This window comes from bacterium, assembly GCA_026398675.1.
GTDB lineage: Bacteria > RBG-13-66-14 > RBG-13-66-14 > RBG-13-66-14 > RBG-13-66-14 > RBG-13-66-14.
Genome location: JAPLSK010000170.1, coordinates 1 through 20,527 on the forward strand (window position 1 = coordinate 1; position 20,527 = coordinate 20,527).

Consider the following 20,527-nt stretch of genomic DNA (forward strand, 5'->3'; position numbering starts at 1 on the left):
GGTCTCGGGGGTGACGCTGCAGCGGATGAGCCCCTTTTCTTCGGCCAGGTCCTTGATAGCCAACACGGCCGCGTTCAGGACCGACGGGTCGAGGGGCTGACCGCTCGTGACCCGGCTCTCGATGGCCTTAGCCACGTCGTCCTCGTCGAGATCCTTCACGCCGATGTAGGACACGACGCCGATGGTCGCCCGCTCCACCACCTCGAAGATGAGCTTTACCCCGTCCTCGTAGGGCTCCGTCAGGATGGCGACGTCGTCAAAGACGCCCTGGTCGAAGAGGCGGGTGATGTCGGCGGCGACGACGTCGGTGTCCAGGGGCTGGCCGACGCGCGAGGAGACGCGCTCGAAGACGTACTGGTCGTCGTAGATGTGGTTGCCGCGGACCTCCATGGCGCGGATGACGGGCGCCTTATCCTGCGCGTGGACGGTCGCGCCGAGGAGGAGGACGACCAGGAGGGCGTAAACGGGGCCTTTTATGGGCATGATTGCGACGGCGTTCCGACGGATGGTGTTGTGGCAGGCGATTTTGACACGCCGGTCCAGGGGCTGTCAACCTCGAAGGGGGCCCGGATGAAAAGACGAGGGTCACCCGCCATCCGAACCCCCATTAAATACGCAGAAGGCGTCAAATGGTGCCCGAAGACGAGTCTTGACGGGAAGGCGGTCCGGGGTATATGTTGGTTTCTCGGGAGGACCATGCGGCGTTTTTTTCTCATCCCTCCTGGGCTCCTCGCGGCGCTTCTTCTCCCGGGCTGCGAGACGCCCGCGGGACCCTCCGCTCCGGCGGAGCTCGGATATCTCTGGGCCCGAGCCCTGGCCGACCCCGTGGCCGGGGACTGGAATCCGGACGCGCCCTGCTCGGGTGTTTCGGGCGTCGTGGACCCGGACGGCCTCCTCACGGACGGCGGCCTCTTCGACAGCTCCTGGCGGTTTTACTACCGCGCGGGGGAGGTCTACCTGTGCCTCACGGTGGACCCCTCGGGCGGCGTGACCGCCGAGGAGGTGTCGGGCTCCTACGGTGCCGAGGCCGAGGTTCCCGAATCCCTCGATTCCCCGGCCATCATGGAACTGGTGAGGGCGTACATCGAGGAGAAGAATCTTCTGCGGTCGCCGACGGTGCTCCAGCGGGTCGGGATGGGGCTCCTCGCCTCGACTGATGAACCCGAGCCGCTCTGGGAGATCGAGGCGGGCTACGACTACCCGACACCGGTCTGCGGCGACTGGTCCGGCGAGGATTTGCCGGAGGCACAGCTCGCTTCGCTCGGTTCCGGGGCGGCGGTGAGCTTCATGCTCACCGGGCTGGACTACGTGGACGACTTCCGGCTGACCATCGAAGTGGCGGGGGCGGACGAGACCTTCGTCATAGATCGGATGGTTCCGCGCGACAAAGACGGCGACGGCTTTTTGGATTGGTTCGGCGCCACGGCGTACTTCTGGGATTACACCCTCACGCTGCGGGTGGACGGCTACCTGGACCCCTTCGCCGGTCACGTGGACGGGACGTGGTCCTGGGAGGCCTTCCCCCTGGAGGATTCGGGCGTGTGGGAGGCCGATTGGAAGCATTTCGACTACTGTCCCGTCATCGAGCTTTCCGTGGACCCGGGGACGGGGGAGGTGGGGGAGTAGCGAACAGATGTTCGGTTGAAAAAACGGCCCGTGGGGGCCGCTTTTACATCGAAGGCAGCACCTCCGGGTTGGAATCGCGCCGGAATAACGTAGGGGCGGGTGTCCACACCCGCCCGTGGTTCCGCCATATCTGCGTTCCCGACACCGACCCTCACCTTAACCCGTCGGCGCGCCGCTCCCTGGAAGGGAGAGGGGACATGTAGGGCGGGGACTTTAGTCCCCTCCGTTTTTTCTAAGGCAGCCCTCACCCCAACCCTCTCCCACAGGGAGAGGGAGGCCGCTACACTCGTGGGTTGCGATGATGTAGGGCGGCCCCTACGAGGGTGAAGCACGATTCACGCTTTATAAAAAGGGGCGGACCTTTAGGTCCGCCCGTTTTCTACCGCTTCCGGTGGCCGGGCTACTTCTTCGCCGGCGGGGTGAACTTCCACAGATCGGTCAGCGTGCCTACGCTGCCAAGCACGTTGGTGAGCTCCAGCGGGAAGAAGACCTTGTTGGCCTCGCCCTGGGCAATCTCGTTGAGGGTGTCCATGTAACGCAGGGCCACGAGGTATCCGGGGGCGATGGAGGCGTCCACGGCGGTCTTGACGAACTCGAGGGCGGCGGCCTCGGCCTCGGCGCGGATGCGGCGGGCGTCGGCGTCACCCGTGGCTTCCAGGACCTGCTTCTGCTTGTACCCCTCGGCGGTGAGAATGGCCGCCTGCTTCATGCCCTCGGCTTGGGCGATGCGGCTCTCCCGGTCTCCCTCGGCGCGCAGGATGACGGACCGCTTATCGCCCTCGGCGGTGAGAATCTTCGCGCGGCGCTCACGCTCGGCGGTGGACTGCATCTGCATCGCCGCATCGATCTCCGGCGGCGGGAGAATATCCTGGATCTCCACGCGGTTGACCTTGACGCCCCATTTGTCCGTGGCCTCGTCGAGGACCAGCCGCAGCTTGTTATTGATGACGTCGCGGCTGATCAGGGTCTCGTCCAGGTCAAGCTCGCCCATCACGTTACGCATCGTGGTCTGGGTCAGCTTCTCGATGGCATCGGGGAGGTTCAGAATCTCGTAGAGCGCCTTGGGCGGGTCGGTTATCTGGAAGTACAAAAGCGCGTTGACCTGCATGCGGACGTTGTCCTTGGTGATGACCGACTGGGCCGGGAAGTCGAAGACCTGCTCGCGGAGGTCCACGCGGTCCTTGTACTCGCGCTGGGTGTAGACGCGTCCGCGGACGTTGATGTTGCGCGTCCATATCACCTTGCGCGGCTTGTCTATGATCGGGATGATCAGGTGCAGGCCGCTCTTCAGGGTCTTCGTGTACTTGCCCAGGCGTTCGATGACCATCACTTCGGCCTGTCTGACCACCTTGAAGCCGGCGATGGCGAAGACCAACAGGAACAGAAAAATCGCGCCCAGGGCGATGATCGTCCCGACGCTGATGCCGCCCAAGTCCGCGGCGAAGCTGGCCGAGGCCAGGCACATCACGAGGACCGGAACCAGATAGCGCAGTTTCAGCAAGTCACACCTCCGTCACTGTCGTGTTGAGGTTTTTGGACTAAATAGAAGGGGTCCGGCGGCGCCGGGTCATTCGCCCTCGTGGGGGGCGATGGTGAACTTGATGCCGTCCACGCCGACGAGCTTGACCCGCCGCCCGACCTCGAAGGTGTAACCGTCGTCCTTGGGCCATACGGCGCCCCATTCCTCGCCGCCGACCTTGACGTAGCCCCGCCGGTCGTAGCTCACCGGCTGGGTGACGATGCCCGTCTTGCCCACCAGGGCCTCGATGTTGGTCTTGGTGTCTTCGGCGTGAGCGACCTTTTCGGCCTTGACGAAGAATTTGCGGGTCAGGAAGAGAAACATGCCACCGGCCAGGACGAAGACGGCTATCTGCCAGACGACGGCCATGCCGGTGAGGGACACGGCGGCGGTGAGCATCCCCGCCACGCCGAAGGGCAAGAGGAAGAAGCCGGGGACCACAATTTCGGCCACGGCCAGGAGGAACCCGGCGATCAGCCACAGGTGCCATGCGTAGATCTCCATAGGCGCTCCTTGGAGGAAACCTTGTCAGTCTACCCCACCATTATACCGGGTCGGGGCGAAAAATGAAACGCGCGGGTCATTCATCCAGAAGATCGGGCCGGAGCCGGCTCGTCCGTTCGAGCGACCGCTCGCGGCGCCATCTTTTCACCGCTTCATGGTCCCCCGATAGCAGCACCTCGGGGACGGTCATCCCCCGAAACGCCGCCGGTCGGGTGTACCAGGGGCAGTCCAGGAACCCCTCACCCTCGAAGGAGTCCTCCAGGGCCGCCTCGGCGTCGGAGAGGACGCCGGGAATCAGGCGCACCGCCGCCTCCACCGCCGCCAGCGCCACCAGTTCCCCCCCCGACAGGACGAAATCCCCCAGCGACAGCTCGAGGTCCGCCAACGTCCGCACCCGCTCGTCCACGCCCTTGTAGCGGCCGCAGATGAAGACCAGGTGCTCCTCCAGCGATAGCTCCCGAGCCAGGGGGTGATCCAGCACCCGCCCGCCGGGGTCGGTGAGAATCACCCGGGTGTTCTCGCGCCGCAGGTCCTCCACCGCGGCGAAGATGGGCTCGGGCTTCAAGAGCATCCCCGCCCCGCCGCCGAAGGGCTCGCCGTCGGCCAGGTGGTGGTTCCCGCCGCAGTAGTCCTTCAGGTCCACCGCGCACAGGCGGGCCAGTCCCTTGGCCGAGGAGCGCCCCATAATGGAGCTCTCCAGGTACGCCTGTACCGGGCCGGGGAAGAGGGTGATGATGTCGGCTTCGAACATCACGGTGCGACGACCAGCTCGATGCCGTCCTCGACGTGGTAGTCATGGCCGTTGACGTTGACCGGTCCCAGCGGCTGGTAGCCCCAGAGGTGGAAGCTGATGCGGTCCGCGGGCGGCGCCGGTACCGTGCCCCAGTCCTCGCCGTTGACCACCGCCGGCAGGTTGGCCTCGGGGTTCTTGTTTATTATCACCAGCTGGGAGAACTTTTCGGGCAGGTACGGCCGCACCGTGGGCAGGCCCACGTCCTGCATGGCGTAGAGCCCGTAGTCGTCCTTGAGCCAGACGACGATGTGGACCGCCTGCCAGCGGGAGAAGCTCCCGGTGCGCTGGACCTTATCCCACCGGGGCTGGAAGCCGTCGGCGTCGGTGACCTCGGCCCCGGCGCTGATGTACAGAGGCGAGCTGAAGCCGTCCTCGGAGCGGAACTCGGCCAGGCCCAGGTACTCCACGTCGGCCGACATCTCCTTCAAGCCCACGGTGAGCTCGTTGAAGTCGTAGCCGCCCCACTCCAGCACGATGCTGTCGCCGACGGCGGTGGCGTTGACGCGGAAGTTCAGGATGCCTATCTCCTCGAAGTGGTATAGCGCCGCGTCGTAGGATAGCTCCGCCCCCGCGGCGAGGCACAGCGCCAGGATGAGTATCGCGGTCGTCCGCATGGGTCCTCGAATCAGGAAAAGCTCTCCAGGTCCACGATTTCCAACTCCCCCACCGGGCCCGAGAAGAAGTTTTGCGCGATGGCGAGGAAGGTCTCCGAGACGTCGGTGGCGTGGAAGGCGTGCCCGCCGCCGGAGCCGGAGTAATTGGCCAGCCCGTTGGCGTCCAGGAGCTCGTCCACGGCGCGGGCCGTCTCCTCGGCCGAGTCAACCAGCGTCACCCCCGCGCCCATGGCCTGGGCGATGACGTCTTTTAAAAGCGGGTAGTGGGTGCAGCCCAGGACCAGGGTGTCCACCCCCGTCGCGCGCAGGGGCTCCAGGTAGCTCTGCGCCACCCAGCGCGGGACGGAGCCGGTCAGCCAGCCCTCCTCGGCCAGGGGGACGAAGAGGGGGCAGGGGCGGGAATGAACCGTCGCGTCCGGCCTCAGGCGGTGGATGGCCTCCTCGTAGCTGCCGCTGGCGACGGTGGCGCGCGTCCCAATGACGCCGATGACGCCGGTTTTTGTATGGTTGACGGCGGCCCGCGCCCCGGGCTCCACCACGCCCACGAGGGGCAGCTTCGCCTCCCGCGCGAGCGTGGGCAGCGCCACGGCGCTGGCCGTGTTGCACGCCACCACCACGAGCTTGACCCGCATCTTCTCAAAGAAGGCGAGGGCCTGGCGCGTGTAGTGGATGACGGTGGCCGGGGACTTGCCTCCGTAGGGCACCCGCGCCGTGTCGCCCAGGTACACCAGGGTCTCGCGGGGCAGGCGCTCGACCACCGCCCGGGCCACGGTCAGCCCGCCGACGCCGGAGTCGAAAACGCCGATGGGGGCGCCGGGATCGGACATCGGAGAACCTCCGAGGCAATCTTACCACAAGCGCCCTAAAAAAGAGGCGGATGTTCCGCCCCTCTCTATGAGCCGCGACCGCTTCCGCTACAGGTTCATCTCGCTCTGCCGCCCCCGCCTGGGCGTGAGGCCCAGGTGGTCCCAGGCCCGGGGCATGGCCACCCGCCCCTGGGGGGTGCGGGTGATGAAGCCCTCCTGAATCAGGAACGGCTCGTGGACCTCCTCCAGGGTGTCCGGCTCCTCGCCCACGGCCACGGCGATGGTCTTCACCCCGGTGGGCCCTCCGCCGAACTTCTCGCACAGGGTCTTAAGGACCGTCCGGTCCATCTCGTCGAGCCCGGCCGAGTCCACGCCCAAAAGCCCGAGCGCCTCGTCGGCCACCTTCGCGGTGATCGCCCCGTCGGCCTTCACCTCGGCGTAATCGCGCACCCGGCGCAACAATCTGTTCGCCACCCGGGGCGTGCCCCGGCTGCGGCGGGCTATCTCCCCCAGGCCCTTGTCGTCTATCCCGACGCCCATGATTTTCGCCGAGCGCCGCAGGATGGTGTCTATATCCTCCACGGGGTAGTAGCCGAGGCGCAGCGCCACGCCGAATCGCGCCCGCAGAGGCGACGACAGGAGCCCCACTCGCGTCGTCGCCCCCACCAGGGTGTAGTGCTTGAGGTCGAGCTTGATGGAGCGCGCCGCCGGACCGGAATCTATCACGATGTCCAGCCGGAAGTCCTCCATCGCCGGGTAGAGGTACTCCTCGACGATGGTGGGCAGGCGGTGGACCTCGTCAATGAAGAGGATGTCGCGGTGGTCGAGGGCGGTGAGGATGCCGGCCAGGTCGCCGGGGCGCTCGAGGGCGGGTCCCGAAGTGCTCCGCAGCTCCACGCCGGTCTCGCGGGCGATGATGTTGGCCAGGGTGGTCTTGCCCAGCCCGGGGGGGCCGGATAAAAGGACGTGGTCGAGGGCCTCGCCGCGCCGCCGGGCGGCTTCGATGAATACCACGAGCTGCTCCTTCACCCCCCGCTGGCCGACGAAGTCCGACAGCTTGTCGGGGCGCAGGTTGCGCTCGACGAAGTCCTCGGGCTGCGGGGTGGGGTCTACGACGCTCGACTCGGGCACTGGAGGCTCCTCGCGTTACAGGCGGTACCAGGCTTTGAGCCAGCCCCAGGAATGCTCGCCGACCTTCTCATCCACCCAGCGGGTGATTATCCAATCCTCACCCTGTTTCTCCAGCTCGAACTGGGCGTTCCCGTTGACGATGAAGGAGTCGTCCTGCGATATAGAGTAGTAGATGATGGTGTAACTAAGCCAGTTGCTGGAGTAGTGCCTCGCACCCTCCGGTGGTGGTTGCATGCCCTCCAAATTCAGGTCTATCAATATCCTCTCGGCGTCATCGAACATGTGCTGGGTCGCGATGAGCTCCTGGTCGCGACCCCAGTCGAAGGGGATTGTAAATCCGTTCACTACGGAATCCTTATCGTCGTCGGGATCGAAGATGAAGAGGAATCCGCCAAAATTTCTGTTGAGTACGTAGTCCACGCCGCCGTAGTCTAGGTTGGAGTAGGAGTCGCGCAGTAACTTAAGTGTTTTATAGGGGGTGGAGAGGTCGGGAAGGGGCCCCGTCGGCAGGGTGAAGCAGCCGCCGAGGAGCGCCAGCGCGACGAAAAAGGGCAGGGGGCTTTTCATCGTCCCTCCACCCGCAAAACTACCCGCCCCGCCCCGGCTTGTCAAGGGAAAGAAAAGGGGAGCGGCCGGGCGCTCCCCTTCCCTGCGGTCATCCGCCCGCCTCAAAAGGCGACCACGGCGTCCAGCGGGGATACCTAACCCCGCCGCTTCTACGTCTCTACCCTCACCCTCTCCCTTAAAGGGAGAGGGGACATAAGGCGACCCTTACCCACCCCGACCCGTGCCTCGCATTTGCGATGACGTAGGGGTGGGTGTCCACACCCGCCCGCTGGATTCACCACCACTTGGTGCTTGAATGTAGGGCGGGGACTTTAGTCCCCGCCGTTCCTAGACCAGACCCTCACCCCAGCCCTCTCCCTGGGAGGGAGAGGGGGTTATGTCTTCAGGGGCTTTTTCTGCGCGGCGGGGAAGAGGACGTTGTTCAATATCAGCCGGTAGCCCGGCGAGTGGGGGTAGAGCGAGAGCTCGGTGGGCGGGTCGCCGACGAAGTGCTGAAAATCCTCGGGGTCGTGGCCGCCGAGGAAGCTGAAGGCCCCTTCCCCGCAAACCCCGTAGAGGTACTTCACCTCGTCCAGCCCGTCCACCGTGGCCAGAATCACGCAGGAGTCCTTTACCTGGTCGCGGACGAAGGCGGTGTCCTGCCCCATGAAGTCGGGGATGGTGCGGACCTGGCACTGGGTCAGGAGGGTGGGGATGGGGTCGAACTTGGCGGCGAACTCGAAGAGGGTGAAGGTGGGCCGCACCCCGGCGGGCAGGTCGTAGAGCCCCCGCCCCCGGGGCGTGTCTATGGACGAAATCTCGTACAGGTTCGGGTCGGGGTAAACCTCGAAGTCGGTGAAGGCCAGGCAGCGTGAGTAGTCGAGCTTGGAGTTGTAGCCCGGCGTGACGGGCGTGCCGTCAATGGAGGGGTCCACGATGTCTATCCCGGCGGCGGCCAGGGCCACGTCCAGGCTCGCCGGGGCCGAGCACATGGCGAACAAGAACCCGCCCGACTCCACGTATTGGCGTATCTTTTCCGCCACGGCCAGCTTATGTTCGGGCACCGTGGCGTAACCGGCCTCGTGCGCCGCCCGCTCGAACTCCGACCGCATCGTGCGGAACCACTCCGCCCCGCCCTCGGACTGGGAAAATTTCCCGTACTGCCCGGTGAAGTCCTCGTGGTGCAGGTGGAGCCAGTCGAAGTGGTCCAGATCCCCGGCCAGGACCTCGGCGTCCCAGATGCGCTCGTAGGGTATCTCGGCGTAGGTGAGCGCCAGCATCACCGCGTCGTCCCAGGGCTCGTAGGTGTCGGGGGCGTAAACCGCCACCTGGGGCGCCATTTCCAGAAGGACGGAGTCCATGTTCTCGGTCTCGATGGTGGCTCGGATGGCCGCCTCGGCGCCGTCGTCCACCGATTCCAGCGTCACCCCGCGCACCGCCGCCAGCTCGACCAGGCCCGGGATGTCGGGGGTGAGCCAGCTCCCGCCGCGGTAGTTCAACAGCCACTCGCAGTCGTACCCTTGCGAAAGGACCCAGTAGGCCACGCCGTAGGCCTTGAGGTGGTCGGTCTGCGCGGAGTCCATGGGGATAAGGTATTTTCCCCAGGCCGGGGCGAGGGCGAAGAGGAGGATGATGAGTGGCAGGCGTTTCATGGGACGGATATTATACGAGCGGTGTGTACAGGCGTTCCAAGACAGGCGGGGTACGGAGCCCCCGCCCTACGGAAATTAAATCAATGATGCAAGCGGTAGCGACCTGTGCCGACTGCTTAAAGGTCCGCCAGGTCGGCGTCGGCCTCGCCCTTCTTCAGTCGCTCCAAATCCTCGGCGGACTTCTGCTCCCTTGAAACCTTATCCGCCTCCTGGCCCGTCTTGGATTCCTCCCCCACCATGTCGTCAATCTGCCCCTTGAGGAGCTCCGCCCGGTCGGTCGGGGTGAGGTCGGGCCCGGCCCCTTCGGCGAGGGCGGCCTCGGCCAGGAGCTTATCGGCCTCGGCGATTTTCCCGCGGCAGCGCCCCTCGTCCTCTTTCAGCTCCGCGAGTTTCCCCTCGGCGGCCTCGACGAGGTGCGGCTTGGCGGCCCCCTCGGCCAGTCGGCGGCGCTCCTCCCACAGCTTGACGTCCTCCAAGACCCGCGCCAGGTCCTTCTCGAAGAGCTTCTTGACCTTGAGCGCCTCGTAGTAACCCTGCCCGTGCCCGGCCATGGCCGCCCCTTCGTGGGTAAGAATGACGCGGGGGAGGAGCGGTGCGGCCCCTCCCCCGTCTCTTGATGCGAAACCGGTTTACAGGTCCTTCAAGTCGGAGTCGGCGTCGCCGCTCTTCAGGCGCTTGAGCTGCTCGTCCACGCCGACCTTCTCCAGCTCCTTGAACTCCTTGTCGAGGCTGTCGGTTTCGAGCTCGGCCATGTCCACGGCGGCCTCGCCCTCGGCCTCGAGCTTGTCCACCTTTTCCTCCATGCGGTCGAAGGTGGAGAAGGCGCCGGAGTCGTTGATGTCGGCCATGGTCTCGTGGATTTTCTTCTGGGCGTCGGCGCGCTTGGCCCGGGCGATGAGGAGCTGCTTCTGGCTCTTGCACTCCTCTATTTTGCGCTGGAGCTGGCGGAGCGAGTTCTTCAGGGCCTCGGTGGCCTGCTTCTGCTTCTCCCACTGCTCCTTGAAGCCGCGGGCGCTATCGGCGGCGTTCGTCTTGCGCAGAAGGGCCTCCTGGGCCAGGTCCTCGCGACCCGCGTCCATGGCCTGCTTGGCCTTTTCGGCCCAGTCGAAGGCTTCCTTCTTGTCCCTTTCGTACTGGTTGCAGAGCCGCTTCTCGTCGGCGACGGTCACCATCACCTGCTTCTTGGCCTCGGCGTAGTGCTCCTCCATCTCGTACACCATCTGGTTGAGCAGCTTTTCCGGGTCCTCGGCCTTTTCCAGCATGGCGTTGATGTTCGCCTTGAGGATGTCACCCATGCGCTTGAAGATTCCCATGATCTCCCCCGTATCCGGTGAGGTTTTTTACCCTTGCATGTGGAAAATAAGGCTAGCCCTTGCGGATGGCGTCGTAAATCATCTGCGCGCCGTTCTCCAGGGCCATGACGCTGGCGTGGATTTCGTCGGCGTGGATGCCGGCGCCCTCCACGGAGTCCACGAGGACCAGGTCGTTGCCGTCAATGGCGACCGCGCCGTGGTCCAGCTTCATGTTCAAGCCCAGGAGCTTCTTGAACAAGGCGACGTCCGCGTCGGCCGGAACCTCGGCCAGCTTCAGCCGGAAGAGGACCAGGTTCTCCGCCACCGAGACGACCACGTTTGTCGAGTCGTCGTGGTCGGCGTTGATCACCCAGACCCCCTCGGCGACCTGGTTGTAGTCGTAGTTCAGGTTGAGGAAGAAGTGTTCGAGTTTCGTAGGCGTGAGCATGGCGCCCCCTTGAATTTTTTAAAAATCGGCGGTTCGGCGTTTCTGGAAACCTAGTCTACCAAAGGGAGTCTTGCCGGGCAAGGGGAATCGGTCGGGCGGTTGTGGCGTGCGTCTTCGGGAATAAGTAAAAAGCAACCGTCGTCACCGCAACCACTGTGAAGGGATAGATGCGAACCTGGGTGTGGGTGTTGAAAAAGAGATTATACCAAGTGGCATCGGCTACCGGTATACATCCCGTCTGTGCCTCACGCGGATGATTAAAATCAGCAGCCGGTCATCCTCGACCTGATAGATGACCCTGTAGTCGCCGATTCTGATACGGTAGCGGTCGGCCGAGTCGGTTAACTTTCGAACCCCAGGCGGTCGCGGCTCCGGTGACAGTTGCTCTATCTTCTTGATTATCCGTGCATTAACGGTAGGATTCAGCTATTTCAAATCCCGGTACGCCCGTTTCGTCAAGACCACCCGGTAAGCCATCTAATCCAGTCCAAGCTCGGCTTTAAGCTGTTCCAGGCTGATTGTGCCTTCCCGCCGCACCTCTTTTAGAATTTTTTCCGCCTCCCGGTTGTCCATCTCATCCTCGTATCTCTCTAAGAGTTCGAGAAAGAGCTGGTAGCGCTGCGGCGGGATGAGCACCGCCTGTTTCTTGTTGCGTCGGGTGATGATGTAATCCTCTAGACCGTAGTGGATTTTGTTTAGCAGGTCGGCCAAGGTCGCCCGGGCTTCGGTTATGGAGATGGTCTTCATCGCTGCTCCTAAATGTACATAATGTACGTTACGTACATATTGTAACCGAACCATTCTCCTAGTGTCAACCTACCTCCCCCTTTGTTCCCTCCGGTCACTCCCACTCGATAGTAGCAGGCGGTTTTTAGCCCCGCGAGGAGAGGTTCACCAATTCGAGGACCGTCCCCGCGAAGTGCGACTTACGCGGCGTTCCCTCCGGTCATTCCCATTCGATGGTGGCCGGGGGTTTCGAGGACACGTCGTAGGTCACCCGGTTGACGCCGGGGACCTCGTTGATTATCCGGCTGGAGATTTTCGCCAGCACCTCGTAGGGCATGCGGTACCAGTCGGCGGTCATGCCGTCCACGCTGGTCACGGCGCGCAGGGTGACGGTGTTGGCGTAGGTGCGCTCGTCGCCCATAACCCCCACGCTCTTGATCGGCAGAAGGACGGCGAAGGCCTGCCAGATGTCGTCGTAGATTCCCGCCGCATGAAGTTCTTCGAGGTAGATCACGTCGGCGGCGCGTAGGGCCACGAGCCGCTCCCGGGTCACCTCGCCCAAAATGCGAATCGCCAGCCCGGGGCCGGGGAATGGGTGGCGCCCCAGGATTTTCTCCGGGAGGCCCAGCTCCCGCCCCACCGCGCGCACCTCGTCCTTGAAGAGCTCGCGCAGCGGCTCCACCAGCTTCAGGCGCATCGTATCCGGCAGGCCGCCCACGTTGTGGTGGCTCTTTATCGTGGCCGAGGGGCCCTTGACCGACACGCTCTCTATCACGTCGGGGTAGAGGGTGCCCTGGGCGAGGAATTCGGGCCTCGGCGATATGCCGTCGGCGGCGCGCTGGAAGACCTCGATGAAGGTGTGGCCGATGCGCTTGCGCTTGGTCTCCGGGTCGGTCACCCCGGCCAGGGCGGTGAGGAACTCCTCCGACGCGTCCACCATCTTCACCGGCAGGCCGAGCCCGGCGTAGCACTCCATGACCTCCGCCACCTCGTCGGTCCGCAGGACGCCGTTGTCCACGAAGATGCAGTGCAGACGGTCGCCCAGCGCCCGGTGCAAGAGCACCGAGTTGACCGTGGAGTCCACCCCGCCCGAGATGCCGCTGACCAAGCGCCCGCCCTTCACCTCATCGCGCACCCTTTCAATCGTTGACTCGATGAAGGAGCTCATCCGCCAATCGCCGGCGCAGCCGCAGACGCGGTAGAGGAAGTTGGCCAGGATGGCCGGGCCCTCGGGGGTGTGGTGCACCTCGGGGTGGAACTGAACGCCGTAGATGGACCGGCCCTTGTCGCGCACCGCGGCGTAGGGCGAGTTCGGAGTGTGGGCGATGGCCTCGAAGCCGGGCGGCAGGGATTCCACCCGGTCGCCGTGGCTCATCCACACCGGCTCCTCCAGGCTCAGCCCGGCGAAAAGATCGGAGGAGTCGGTGATGGAGAGCAGGGCGGGGCCGTACTCCTTGCGCGTGGCCCGGCCGACCTCGCCGCCCAGGCGCTCCACCGTGGCCTGCAGGCCGTAGCAGATGCCCAGCACGGGAACCCCCAGATCGTAGATGGCCGGATCGCACAGGGGTGACCCCGCATCCAGTACGCTCGCCGGTCCGCCGGAAAGAATGATCCCGGCCGGCTTGCGGCCAGCCAGTTCCCCGGCCGCCGTGTTGAAACGCAGCAATAGAGACTCGGGGCGGGTGGAGCACGTAAAAAAACCTCCCGCGGATATAGAGACAAGAGGTAAGACAAGGGTAAGACAAGGGGTTTAAACCCCTTGTTCCCCCCTTGTTCCGCCCCTTGCCCCCTGCGGGGGGAGGTCTTTCGTTTCGGGTGGATTACCTCAGGGTGTCCGCCAGGCAGACCCCCCACTCGACGACGGTGAAGCCCTGGCGCTCGAACTTCGGAATCACCGGCTCGGGAAGATACCAGTCCGCCGTCGCCGTGGTCTCATCCAGCGGTTCGATCAGGAAGAAAAGGCGCAGGACGGAGTCCGGCTCCGGTTCGACGCGCAGCTCCACCACGGCGTCAATCTCGTCCGTCTGGGGGTAGACCGCGTAGAACGAGGATTCGGTCAACCGCGGCGTCCAGTATTCCAGAAAGTCGTCCACCTCGCGGTCGGCGAAACCGTACTCCCCCAGGATGCTGGTGAAGAAGTCGCCCAGGACGTCGCGGGTGATAATCCAGCCGCGCCCCCGCTGCCAGACGTCGGGCGCGTCGGCCTCGTAGAAGAGGTAGCCGTAGCGCGGGGCGTCGAAGATGACCTCCTTGCCTTCGACCTCGCCGACGATGTAGCCCCGGCTGTCGGATAGGTAGCCGTCCGGCTCGACGGTGACGTTCCAGCCGTCGCCGTAGGTCGGGTCGGAGCGGGTCAACGCGCAGCCGTCGGCCATCTCCAGCCGGACCGTAACGTCGGTCGTCTGTGGCGGGTAGAGGTAGATGTTGGGCTTCTCGACGGTGAGAACCTGATCGTCGGGGGGGCGTCGCAGTGTTATATGCACGGTCGAACGGATGCCCGCGATTATCAGCAGATCCTTCAGCGTGAAGTCCACGTATCCCGGGGCGGAGCAGGTTACGTCGTACACCCCCGGGGGGACGAGGGTTTCGAAGTACCCGTCCTCGTCGGATGTGGCGTGGATGTCCGTGCCTCCAACCCGGATGGTGGCGTAGGGAATGGGCATCCCGCTCTCGTTGCAGACCACCCCCGACAGCGTGGCGTAATCCTCCGCCGGGAGCGCCGCCGTGATTAAGGCCAGCACCAGCAAGACCGGTATTTTTCCCATCGGCATCCTCTCCTACAGGATGACCCCCCACTCGACGACCGTGAAGCCCTCCCGGGCGACGGGGGGGATGACGGGGGAGGAGATGTCTATCTTAACACCCGGCGGGACCTCCTCGATCAGGAAGACGACGCGGCGGAGGGAGTCGGGTGCGGGGGAGATGTCGAGGGTGTAGAGGGCGTCCACCCTGTCATCCACCAGGGGCCGAACGACGTAATCGCCGGGGTGGTCCAGGCGGGGGATCCACCACTCGATGAAATCCTCGATCTCGCGACCGATGAAGCCGCAACCCGTGAGGATCTCCCGGAAGGAGCCTTCCCGGTCGGCGGCGGGGACGATCCAGCAGTGGGCGGGAGTCTCGATCTCCGGCAGGCGGACCTCATAGTAGAGATAGTCGCAGGTGTCGTTGATCCGGCCCTCCGGCGTGACGGTGACCAACCAGCCGTCGGCGTAGGGCGGATCGGCGGTGAGGAGGGCGGCGCTGGCGGGCAGGAGTAGCTGGACGGCGATCTCGGCGGTCGCTTCGGGATAGAGGTAGAGGTTGGGCCGGCGGTCAATCAGCCCCGCGTCGTAGTCGAGCAGGATGCGGCAGGTGTATCGGCTGCCGGCTTCGATGGTGAACATGATCGGCGTCAGAGGGGTGTATTCACCGGTTTCGCAGTTCATCAGGTACGGCCCCGGCGGGATGTCCCCAATGCTGAAGCGGCCTTGGGCGCCGGTTTGGGCAATAAAGTCCGGCTTATGATAGGAGACGTCGTCTTCCGTGCCGGGGTCACGGCGTGTAAGGGTCACCTGCGCCCCGATGAGGGGACACTGGTCGGCACCGTCCAGCACCTCCCCGGTCAGAGAGGGCTGTTCTCCCTCAGCCGCGACCTCGATGACGATCTCCGGATTCGAGGGAGTGAACGGGGCGACGTCCGCGACGGACGCAATGATAGAGAGCAACAGGAAGATGGCGGGTCCGCGCATGATTCCTCCCGAAAGAGTCAGTAAATCCGGTTACCGTCGCCCTGTTCAATGACGACGCCCCACTCGCAGACCGTGAAGCCGAAGTGGTGGAAGATCGGGATTACCGGCTCGGAGACGTAGCGGTCCACGAGGTCCACGCCGGAGATGACGTAGTAGAGGCGGAAGATTTCGGCCGGCGGAGGCAGGACGGTGAGCGTAATCCGGGGCTCGATTTCCCGAGCGTACTGGGGGTAGATGACGTAGAAGGCGCTGCCCTCCAGGCGGGGGATCCAGTACTCGATGAAGTCGGCGGTCTCGCGCTCGTTGAAGCCGTGGGCGGCGAGGTTCTCGGTAAAGAACTCCTCCAGTTGCCGCTGCTGTACGACCCAGCCCCGGTCGAATTGCCAGTCCGCCGGCACCTGGGCCTCGTAGAACAGGTGGCCGTACCCGCCCTCGATTTTCCCGTCGGGCGCGACGCCCACCGTCCAACCGTCATCGTAAGTCGGCTCCGAGGCCGTCACTCCGCCCCCGGCGGGGAACCCCAACCGCACCGTCACGGCGGTTTCCGATTCCGGGTAGAGGTAGATGTTGGGCTTCTTCACCTCCGTCATGTACTCCAGGATGAAGTCGTAGGTCAGCTTCTCCCCGGCGGTGACGGCGATGTCGAGGGCGTAGGCCGGTTCGTAGTCGCTGCTCCGGCAGATGAAGTCGTAGGTGTCGGGCAGGATGCCCTCGAGCGAGTACCAGCCCTTATCGTCGGTCGTCGCCTGGTAGAGCGGCTCGTCCGTGAAGAGCCAGGGATGGTTCTCCAGGCTCGGCTCGACGCCGCTCGTCTTCTCCACGTCGGTTTCCCTGGCCGGAAAGAGCTCGACGGAGGCGCCGGAGACTGTGTCGCCGGCGAGGTCGTGGACGATGCCGGTCATGGTCGCCGTCTCGGAAGCCGTCGCGCTCAGGGCGATTGCGATGAGAATAAGAACGGTCGTTCGCATCTGCTCCCCCTTTTTTAGTAGAGGTAGGCGTCCATGTCACCGGGGCTGAGGATGACCCCCCACTCGTGGACGGTGAAGCCGCCGATCTCGCGGGCCGGAATCGTCGCCGGCATCAGGTCGAAAACCTCGTCCAGCCCCTCGACGGCGTAGGCCAGCCGGATGACGGTCCAGGGCTCCGGCTCGACCTCGAGGCCGACCATCCCGTCGTAGATGGGGTCGTACTGGGGGTAGAGGGCGAAGAAGGGGCGGTCGTCCAGGCGCGGCACCCAGAACTCGACAAAATCCTCGATTTCATTCTCGTAGAAGCCCGTGGCGGTTAAATTTTCCCGGAAAAAGGTCCCCAGGTCACCCCGGGCCACCACCCAGCCTTCCTCGCGCTGGACTTTCCCCCCGCTCCGGGCCTCGTAGAAGAGGAACGTGTGCTCGCCGTCAATGGTTCCCTCGTGGGTGACGGTGACCGTCCAGCCTTCGCCGTAGGGCGGGTCGGAGACGGTGAGCATCCCGCCCGCCGGGAAGTCGAGCCTCACCCGCACCTCGGTCTCCTCGACGGGGTAGATGTAGATGTTGGGCTTGGCGATGCCGTCGGCCTCCTCGAGGGAGACGGTCAGTTGGTAATCGGTGTCCAAGGAGAAGGTGAGGGTTTTTTCAAAAGTCTCGTCCCCGAGGGAGACGGCATCCTCCAACAGCGTGGAACGGTCGCCCACGGTCACCCGCAGGTCCCAGGTCCCTCGCGGGACCTCGTAATCGTGGAACCAGCCCTCCTCTTCCGTCACGTAGCTCTTGCCGATGCCCACCAGCTCGATCACCGCGCCCGCCACGGGGTCGCCCGCGGCGTTGGTCAGGGTTCCGGTGAACGACATGAAGATGTTCTCGACCATGAAGGTCTCCCCACCCAGCTCGATGCAGGCCCAGCCCACGGTGCCGTCGGGGGCCTGACTCCGGGCCCAGTCGTCCTCCATCTCCGCGTACGGCACTTTGTCGCCCAGATGGAGCGTTCCGACGACCTCCGAGCCCTCGACGGACGGCAGGTCGCGGATGCGCAGGGTGTCCACGATTACGGTCAGCGTGGACAGGGGCATATCGAACCCGCCCTCCTCCTGGGCCTGGACGGCCGTGGCGAGGTTCGCGAAAATTACCAGGGCGCACACGATGGTCACGGTTTTCATTTCCCCTCCCAACATGGAGACAAGGGGTTTAAACCCCTTGCCTTCTATTTTAGTGCAGGTAAACCTTAGCGTCGCTCTGTTTCAGGATGACGCCCCATTCCACGACGGTGAAGCCCCGGCGCTCGAAGGGCGCAATCGCCGGCTCGGTCGGAGCCAACTCCTCTTTTTCCCAACTGCCCCGGATGGTGAACACCACCCGCAGGACGGAGTCCGGCGCGGGAAAGACGCCCAGGGAGACGAGCTTTTCGTACTCCGTGCCCACCTGGGGGTAGACGGCGAAGAGGGGGTAGTCGGTGAGCCGGGGCGCCCAGAACTCCAGAAAATCCTCTATCTCCCTGCCGGCGAAGCCGTAGGCCGCGAGCTTTTCCCGGAAGAAGGGCTCGATCTCATCCCGGTCCACCACCCAGCCGTAATCGAGCTGCCCCGGACCCGCGACCTCCCCCTCGTAGAAGAGGTAGTCGTACTCACCCGCGGGCTCCCCCCGCGCCGGGATGGGCCAGTGCTCCCCCGTATCCGGGTCCAGGAAGTAGACGGGCTCGTAGGCGGTTATCCGCCCCTCGGGGGTGATGGTGACATCCCAGCCCTCGAGGTACTCGGGTTCCGAAGTGGTCATCCGGCCCGCGCCGACGAAGGAGAGCCAGACGCGGACGTCGGCCTCGGCCTCGGGGTAGAGGTAGATGTTGGGCTTGCCGGCGACGTAGGGGTTCTCTTCGGTGGTGTAGAGATGGAGTATATAGTCGCGCCCAAGGTAAAAATGGATGACGTGCTCGGCGGTCGCCGCGGTGAGGGGGGGCGTGACGAGCTCGGTGGTGTCTTCGCCTATGGTGCACCGTACGGTCGCGGCTCCCTCGGAGAGTTTAGCGTGTTTAAAGAAACCGCCCTCGTCGGTGGTGAGGACCGCGTCCAGCCCGGTGAACTCTACGGCGGCGCCGGCCACAGGGTTACCGTCCGCGTCCTGTAACTGACCGGAGACGAACACCGCCGGCCCTACGGTCGCGCCCTCGACCTCCGCATTCTGCGCCGTCGCGGGCAGGAGCAGCGTCAACAAAATAAGGACCAGCAGTCGAGGCGGCCGGATTACGCCCACAATCCACCTCCGGGAAAAAACTACAGGCTCACGTGCAGCTCCACCCCCAGGGCGGCGGCGAAGAAGAGCGCGAAGAGGTAGGTCTTCAGGTCGCAGGTGCTCGGGTCGTCGTAGGGCTCGGGGTAGATGTCGAAGGCCAGCTTCTCCTCGATTTCGCCGGTGTCCGTCTCGGAGACGCCGATAACGGGCCGGTCCTCGTCCTCGGGGTCCACGTCGGAGTCCAGGGCCCCCAGGAGCCCCAGGAGCATCAGGGCGTCGGCGGTCTTGAGGCTACCGGCGGCGAAGAGGGCGGCTAAAAGCTCGTTGGCGTTGAGGGTGAAGGGGCGTCCGCCGGAGTTCGCGGTGAGTCCCCAGGCGCTCGTCCCCTCGAGGAAGTCGTCGCCCTTGCTCCGCAGAAGGGCGATTTGGGCCGGGTCCGCCCGGCAGTTCTTCCAGAACTCCCGCCAGCCCCGGGCGGTCCAGGGCTCCACCTCGTTGGAAATCCTGTCGTAGAGCCATTGCTCGGCCTCGGCGGAGACGGGGTAGCCGACCGTGCCGAAGCACCCCGCGGTGTCGTCCAGGACGCAGGCCGGGCAATCGGCGCAGGGCCCGGTCTTCTCATCGAACCGTGCCGCCGCCTCGAGGATGTCCGACAGCGGCTCCACCACCTGGTCCACCCCATCCAGGGTGACGATGCGGTGGGTGAGCTTCACGTCCTCGAAGCGGAGTCTCTTCTTCCGGGCCTCCCGCTTGGCGGTCCGGGCCATCAGTCGCCAGGTGCAGGCGCGCAGGAAAGCTTCCTCGCCGCCGACGGAATCCTTGACCGCGCAGGGGCGCGTCACCACGTACTCGATGCTCACGAAACCTCCGGTGAAGCGTATGCCGCGATTAATGATACCACGAACGGCGGGCGTGTAAAGGCGGAGGTGTAGTAAAATGGGGTCGGAACGCAGGCTACTTTCCATACGGTTGCGCCGTGGATGACGACATCATAGTTCTGGCCCGGAACCGGCGGGCGCGGCACGACTACGCCATCGAGGAGGACTTCGAGGCGGGAATCGCCCTCGAGGGCTCCGAGGTGAAGAGCATCCGCGCGGGCCATGCGTCCATCGCCGAGGCCTACGTCCGGGTCTCCGAAGGCGAGGCCTGGGTGGTGGGGATGCACGTGGCGCGGTACAAGCCGGCGGGGTCCTTCCAGCCTGAAGAGGCCCGCTCTCGGCGGCTGCTCCTGCACTACCGCGAGATTCGGGAGCTCACCGTCGGCGTGGAGCGGCGGGGGATGACCATCGTCCCCCTGGAGCTCTACCTCCGGGGGAAGCTGGTCAAGCTCCGAATCGGCCTCGGGCGCGGCAGGCGTCAATACGACAAGCGGCAGGAGCTACGTCGGCGCGAGGACGAGCTGACGGCGAGGAGGGCCCAGTCCTACCGCCACAAGGGCGACGACGGTTAGAGGTTGGCCCGGATTCCGGTTATACTTTGTAAAAGCGTCGCATCGAAGGGAGAGGCTTGCGCGGATATGCCTTCCCGGATTCCGGTTATACTTTGTAAAAGCGTCGCATCGAAGGGAGAGGCTTGCGCGGATATGCCTTGAGGAGAGGCAAGGGGTTTAACCGAGCGAACCGAGCGAAGCGAGCTATGCCCCCGGCGAACCGAGCTACGCCCCCGGCGAAGCGAGCTATGCCCCCGGCAAACCGAGCGAAGCGAGCTACGCCTCTAGCGAAACCCCTTGTCTCCTTCGGTCGCAGATATCCCCACGGCCGCGGATACGCCCTGGGCGCCGTAACACTGCTCCTGCTCCTCCTCGCGGCGGTACCGGTGTGGGCCAACCGGGCCCAGAGCCTGAACCTGGGCACCACCGACGCCGGGACATGGATTTCGGTGGGCCTGGATTCGGAGGCCGAGTTCTCCCTCACCGCCGATGGAAACACCCTCAAGGTGC

Annotated in this window: 23 protein-coding genes; 2 read left to right on the forward strand and 21 right to left on the reverse strand. The window is 64.8% G+C overall.

Annotated elements, in window-relative coordinates; genetic code table 11:
- On the reverse strand, positions 1-483 hold a 483-nt coding region (locus NTW26_05310; GenBank protein ID MCX7021681.1), incomplete at its 3' end, for a hypothetical protein.
- A gap of 213 nt (positions 484-696) precedes the next feature.
- On the opposite strand from NTW26_05310, the gene NTW26_05315 reads away from it, so the two are divergent.
- A complete protein-coding gene (locus NTW26_05315; GenBank protein ID MCX7021682.1) occupies positions 697-1,626 on the forward strand; it encodes a hypothetical protein in 930 nt (309 codons plus the stop codon).
- 400 nt (positions 1,627-2,026) lie between these two features.
- Here NTW26_05315 and NTW26_05320 read toward each other — a convergent pair whose 3' ends face one another.
- The 20 genes from NTW26_05320 to NTW26_05415 form a co-directional block, all read right to left on the reverse strand.
- Positions 2,027-3,127 carry an SPFH/Band 7/PHB domain protein gene (locus NTW26_05320; protein ID MCX7021683.1) on the reverse strand — a complete coding sequence of 367 codons (1,101 nt, stop codon included), beginning with the start codon at positions 3,125-3,127 and terminating at the stop codon, positions 2,027-2,029.
- 66 nt (positions 3,128-3,193) lie between these two features.
- Positions 3,194-3,649 (reverse strand): NfeD family protein, encoded by a 456-nt coding sequence (locus tag NTW26_05325; GenBank protein MCX7021684.1) that lies wholly within the window; start codon positions 3,647-3,649, stop codon positions 3,194-3,196.
- 76 nt (positions 3,650-3,725) lie between these two features.
- The gene (gene trmD, locus NTW26_05330) at positions 3,726-4,400 is read right to left on the reverse strand and encodes a tRNA (guanosine(37)-N1)-methyltransferase TrmD (GenBank protein ID MCX7021685.1); all 675 of its coding nucleotides are present in this window, start codon (positions 4,398-4,400) and stop codon (positions 3,726-3,728) included.
- Positions 4,400-5,056 (reverse strand): hypothetical protein, encoded by a 657-nt coding sequence (locus NTW26_05335; GenBank protein ID MCX7021686.1) that lies wholly within the window; start codon positions 5,054-5,056, stop codon positions 4,400-4,402. The genes trmD and NTW26_05335 overlap by 1 nt, the downstream gene beginning before the upstream one ends.
- Before the next feature lie 11 nt (positions 5,057-5,067).
- Positions 5,068-5,883 carry a glutamate racemase gene (gene murI / locus NTW26_05340; GenBank protein ID MCX7021687.1) on the reverse strand — a complete coding sequence of 272 codons (816 nt, stop codon included), beginning with the start codon at positions 5,881-5,883 and terminating at the stop codon, positions 5,068-5,070.
- An 87-nt stretch (positions 5,884-5,970) separates the two neighbouring features.
- Positions 5,971-6,993, reverse strand: a complete 1,023-nt coding sequence (ruvB, locus tag NTW26_05345) for a Holliday junction branch migration DNA helicase RuvB (protein ID MCX7021688.1) — start codon at positions 6,991-6,993, stop codon at positions 5,971-5,973.
- A gap of 15 nt (positions 6,994-7,008) precedes the next feature.
- Positions 7,009-7,560: a hypothetical protein gene (locus tag NTW26_05350; GenBank protein MCX7021689.1), complete on the reverse strand. Its 552-nt coding sequence runs from the start codon at positions 7,558-7,560 to the stop codon at positions 7,009-7,011.
- A 374-nt stretch (positions 7,561-7,934) separates the two neighbouring features.
- Positions 7,935-9,191, reverse strand: coding sequence for an asparagine synthetase B (locus tag NTW26_05355; protein ID MCX7021690.1), 1,257 nt, complete (start codon positions 9,189-9,191; stop codon positions 7,935-7,937).
- A 116-nt stretch (positions 9,192-9,307) separates the two neighbouring features.
- Positions 9,308-9,742: a hypothetical protein gene (locus tag NTW26_05360; GenBank protein MCX7021691.1), complete on the reverse strand. Its 435-nt coding sequence runs from the start codon at positions 9,740-9,742 to the stop codon at positions 9,308-9,310.
- 78 nt (positions 9,743-9,820) lie between these two features.
- Positions 9,821-10,504 carry a PspA/IM30 family protein gene (locus NTW26_05365; GenBank protein ID MCX7021692.1) on the reverse strand — a complete coding sequence of 228 codons (684 nt, stop codon included), beginning with the start codon at positions 10,502-10,504 and terminating at the stop codon, positions 9,821-9,823.
- 52 nt (positions 10,505-10,556) lie between these two features.
- A complete protein-coding gene (locus NTW26_05370) occupies positions 10,557-10,931 on the reverse strand; it encodes a YbjN domain-containing protein (protein MCX7021693.1) in 375 nt (124 codons plus the stop codon).
- Positions 10,932-11,150: 219 nt separating this feature from the next.
- On the reverse strand, positions 11,151-11,330 hold the full coding sequence (locus tag NTW26_05375) for a type II toxin-antitoxin system RelE/ParE family toxin (GenBank protein MCX7021694.1): 180 nt from the start codon (positions 11,328-11,330) through the stop codon (positions 11,151-11,153).
- A gap of 78 nt (positions 11,331-11,408) precedes the next feature.
- Entirely contained in the window at positions 11,409-11,678 is a 270-nt protein-coding gene (locus NTW26_05380; GenBank protein ID MCX7021695.1) for a type II toxin-antitoxin system Phd/YefM family antitoxin, read from the reverse strand.
- 199 nt (positions 11,679-11,877) lie between these two features.
- Positions 11,878-13,323: a glutamine-hydrolyzing GMP synthase gene (gene guaA / locus NTW26_05385; GenBank protein MCX7021696.1), complete on the reverse strand. Its 1,446-nt coding sequence runs from the start codon at positions 13,321-13,323 to the stop codon at positions 11,878-11,880.
- Positions 13,324-13,477: 154 nt separating this feature from the next.
- Positions 13,478-14,422, reverse strand: a complete 945-nt coding sequence (locus tag NTW26_05390; protein ID MCX7021697.1) for a carboxypeptidase-like regulatory domain-containing protein — start codon at positions 14,420-14,422, stop codon at positions 13,478-13,480.
- A 12-nt stretch (positions 14,423-14,434) separates the two neighbouring features.
- Complete coding sequence (locus NTW26_05395) at positions 14,435-15,388, reverse strand: carboxypeptidase-like regulatory domain-containing protein (GenBank protein MCX7021698.1); 954 nt, start codon at positions 15,386-15,388, stop codon at positions 14,435-14,437.
- A gap of 17 nt (positions 15,389-15,405) precedes the next feature.
- Positions 15,406-16,356, reverse strand: a complete 951-nt coding sequence (locus NTW26_05400) for a carboxypeptidase-like regulatory domain-containing protein (GenBank protein MCX7021699.1) — start codon at positions 16,354-16,356, stop codon at positions 15,406-15,408.
- 14 nt (positions 16,357-16,370) lie between these two features.
- Positions 16,371-17,522, reverse strand: coding sequence for a hypothetical protein (locus NTW26_05405; protein MCX7021700.1), 1,152 nt, complete (start codon positions 17,520-17,522; stop codon positions 16,371-16,373).
- Between the two features lie 49 nt (positions 17,523-17,571).
- The gene (locus tag NTW26_05410; protein MCX7021701.1) at positions 17,572-18,609 is read right to left on the reverse strand and encodes a carboxypeptidase-like regulatory domain-containing protein; all 1,038 of its coding nucleotides are present in this window, start codon (positions 18,607-18,609) and stop codon (positions 17,572-17,574) included.
- 20 nt (positions 18,610-18,629) lie between these two features.
- The gene (locus tag NTW26_05415; protein ID MCX7021702.1) at positions 18,630-19,448 is read right to left on the reverse strand and encodes a hypothetical protein; all 819 of its coding nucleotides are present in this window, start codon (positions 19,446-19,448) and stop codon (positions 18,630-18,632) included.
- A 116-nt stretch (positions 19,449-19,564) separates the two neighbouring features.
- On the opposite strand from NTW26_05415, the gene smpB reads away from it, so the two are divergent.
- The gene (gene smpB, locus NTW26_05420) at positions 19,565-20,038 is read left to right on the forward strand and encodes an SsrA-binding protein SmpB (protein MCX7021703.1); all 474 of its coding nucleotides are present in this window, start codon (positions 19,565-19,567) and stop codon (positions 20,036-20,038) included.
- Positions 20,039-20,527: the final 489 nt, after the last annotated feature.

Bases quoted from the DNA above. Each gene is read 5' to 3' on its own strand.
- NTW26_05315 (MCX7021682.1), top strand. From the start codon at position 697: ATGCGGCGTTTTTTTCTCATCCCTCCTGGGCTCCTCGCGGCGCTTCTT.
- NTW26_05325 (MCX7021684.1), bottom strand. From the start codon at position 3,649: ATGGAGATCTACGCATGGCACCTGTGGCTGATCGCCGGGTTCCTCCTG.
- trmD (MCX7021685.1), bottom strand. From the start codon at position 4,400: ATGTTCGAAGCCGACATCATCACCCTCTTCCCCGGCCCGGTACAGGCG.
- NTW26_05335 (MCX7021686.1), bottom strand. From the start codon at position 5,056: ATGCGGACGACCGCGATACTCATCCTGGCGCTGTGCCTCGCCGCGGGG.
- murI (MCX7021687.1), bottom strand. From the start codon at position 5,883: ATGTCCGATCCCGGCGCCCCCATCGGCGTTTTCGACTCCGGCGTCGGC.
- NTW26_05350 (MCX7021689.1), bottom strand. From the start codon at position 7,560: ATGAAAAGCCCCCTGCCCTTTTTCGTCGCGCTGGCGCTCCTCGGCGGC.
- NTW26_05355 (MCX7021690.1), bottom strand. From the start codon at position 9,191: ATGAAACGCCTGCCACTCATCATCCTCCTCTTCGCCCTCGCCCCGGCC.
- NTW26_05360 (MCX7021691.1), bottom strand. From the start codon at position 9,742: ATGGCCGGGCACGGGCAGGGTTACTACGAGGCGCTCAAGGTCAAGAAG.
- NTW26_05365 (MCX7021692.1), bottom strand. From the start codon at position 10,504: ATGGGAATCTTCAAGCGCATGGGTGACATCCTCAAGGCGAACATCAAC.
- NTW26_05370 (MCX7021693.1), bottom strand. From the start codon at position 10,931: ATGCTCACGCCTACGAAACTCGAACACTTCTTCCTCAACCTGAACTAC.
- NTW26_05380 (MCX7021695.1), bottom strand. From the start codon at position 11,678: ATGAAGACCATCTCCATAACCGAAGCCCGGGCGACCTTGGCCGACCTG.
- NTW26_05390 (MCX7021697.1), bottom strand. From the start codon at position 14,422: ATGGGAAAAATACCGGTCTTGCTGGTGCTGGCCTTAATCACGGCGGCG.
- NTW26_05395 (MCX7021698.1), bottom strand. From the start codon at position 15,388: ATGCGCGGACCCGCCATCTTCCTGTTGCTCTCTATCATTGCGTCCGTC.
- NTW26_05400 (MCX7021699.1), bottom strand. From the start codon at position 16,356: ATGCGAACGACCGTTCTTATTCTCATCGCAATCGCCCTGAGCGCGACG.
- NTW26_05405 (MCX7021700.1), bottom strand. From the start codon at position 17,522: ATGAAAACCGTGACCATCGTGTGCGCCCTGGTAATTTTCGCGAACCTC.